The following is a 2,007-nucleotide window of genomic DNA, read 5'->3' as shown; positions in this document are numbered from 1 at the left end:
CGAGGCGCCGGCCGGGTTTTCCACCCCCGCCTTGACCAATCTTTTCGGGACAACGCGTCGCGTCGCACTCGGCATGGGCGCTGAGTCTCTGGCCGATTTGCGGGATGTCGGCCGGGTGCTCGCCAGCCTCAAGGAGCCCGACCCACCCAAGGGCCTGAAAGACGCCGGCAAACTGTTGCAGATGGCCAAGGCCCTGTGGGACATGAAGCCCGCCGTGCAGCGCCGCGCGGCCTGCCAGGAAGAGGTCATGGAGGGCAGCGACATCGACCTCGGCCGCCTGCCCATACAGACTTGCTGGCCGGACGACGCAGCCCCCCTGATCACGTGGGGTCTGGTCATCACCCGGGGGCCGACCCGCACCCGCCAGAACCTGGGCATCTACCGCCAACAGCTTATTTCCCCCCGCCAGGTCATCATGCGCTGGCTGGCGCACCGCGGTGGTGCGCTGGATTTCCGCGACCACGCGCTGGCCCATCCGGGCGAGCCGTTTCCGATCGCCGTGGCCCTCGGTGCCGATCCGGCCACCATCCTGGGCGCCGTCACGCCGGTGCCAGACAGCCTGTCCGAATATCAGTTCGCCGGCCTGCTGCGCGGCTCGCGTACTGAACTGGTCAATACCGGCGTGGGCAAGAACCAACCGCTTCAGGCACCGGCCTCGGCCGAGATCGTGCTGGAAGGCCACATCCCGCCTGCCGCACCCGGCTACACCGGCGTCAGCGAGCGCGGCGTGCCGCTGAAGGAAAAGGGCGGCTATCTGCACGCGCTGGAAGGCCCATTCGGCGACCACACCGGCTATTACAACGAGCAGGACTGGTTCCCCGTCTTCGAGATCTCTCGCCTGACCCAGCGCAAGAACCCGATCTACCACTCGACCTACACCGGCAAGCCGCCGGACGAGCCCGCCATCCTTGGCGTTGCGCTCAACGAGGTCTTCGTGCCCATCCTGCAGAAGCAGTTTCCCGAGATCGTCGACTTCTACCTGCCGCCCGAAGGCTGCAGCTATCGCATGGCCGTCGTGTCGATCAAGAAGGCCTACCCCGGCCACGCCAAGCGGTTGATGTTCGGCATCTGGAGCTTCCTGCGCCAATTCATGTACACCAAGTTCATCGTCGTGGTCGACGACGACATCGACACGCGCAACTGGCAGGAAGTGATCTGGGCCATCACGACGCGCATGGACCCGGTGCGCGACACCACCCTGGTGGACAACACGCCCATCGACTACCTTGACTTCGCCTCACCGGTCAGCGGCCTGGGCGGCAAGATGGGGCTGGACGCGACCAACAAGTGGCCCGGCGAGACCAGCCGCGAATGGGGTCGCGGTATCAGCCTGCCGCCCGAGATCACGGCGCGGGCCGAGGCGCTATTCGGGCAACTCTTCTTGAAGCCCTGAGCGTGCTCGCCTACTGTTGAGATGCCTTTTGAGGCACAACCTCTGGCGCAATCCCTTGCGCGCCAGGAGCCCTTCGGCAAATCGCCGTGGAGCCCCAAGGTGGCATAGCCACCCACCCCGCCCGGCCTTAAAGCCCGGCGGGGTTTCTATTTCAGCGTCCAGCCCACCAGGCCAGCGTCTCGTAGAGGACGTAGCGCACGCGCTCGAAACCGTCAGTCGACGGGCACCAATCGCTGAAGCTCGTCAGGGCATCGTCGCGCAGCCCCACCGGTGCGGGCAGGATGCTCACCCCCAGCGGAGCCGCCTCGCCCTCGAAGGCGCGCATGGCGCGGCGCATATGCGTGTCGTGGGTGACGAGGATGACCTGTTTCACTCCCGCCTTCGCCAGCAGCGGCAGCGTGTGGGCGGCGTTCTCCCGCGTGTCGCGTGAACTGGCCTCGGTCCAGCGCAGCGGCAGGCCGTAGTCCTGAGCCGCCACGCGGGCAATGATGTCGGCCTCGGGTTCGCGCAGTTCAGTCGCTGTCCAGCCGATGCCGCCGGAAAAGGCCAGCGGCCAGCCGCTGCGCCGCGCGACCCAGACGCCATAGGCCAGGCGCTCGGCAGTGGTGCGGCTC

The 2,007-nt window shown here is 67.0% G+C and carries 2 protein-coding genes; one reads left to right on the top strand and one right to left on the bottom strand.

All coding sequences use genetic code 11. The annotated features are described in order from the left end of the window. Positions 1 to 1,393, top strand: a 1,393-nt coding sequence (locus AC1DU6_RS29075) for a UbiD family decarboxylase (RefSeq protein ID WP_477861421.1), incomplete at its 5' end; no start/stop codon positions are given. A gap of 151 nt (positions 1,394 to 1,544) precedes the next feature. On the opposite strand, the gene AC1DU6_RS29070 is transcribed toward AC1DU6_RS29075, so the two are convergent. After that, positions 1,545 to 2,007, bottom strand: a 463-nt coding sequence (locus tag AC1DU6_RS29070) for a YdcF family protein (protein WP_477861419.1), incomplete at its 5' end; no start/stop codon positions are given.

This window comes from Roseateles sp. P5_B10, from assembly GCF_056400485.1.
Note: the sequence above shows the minus strand (reverse complement) of the source record. Positions and strands in the feature narration are given on the sequence as shown.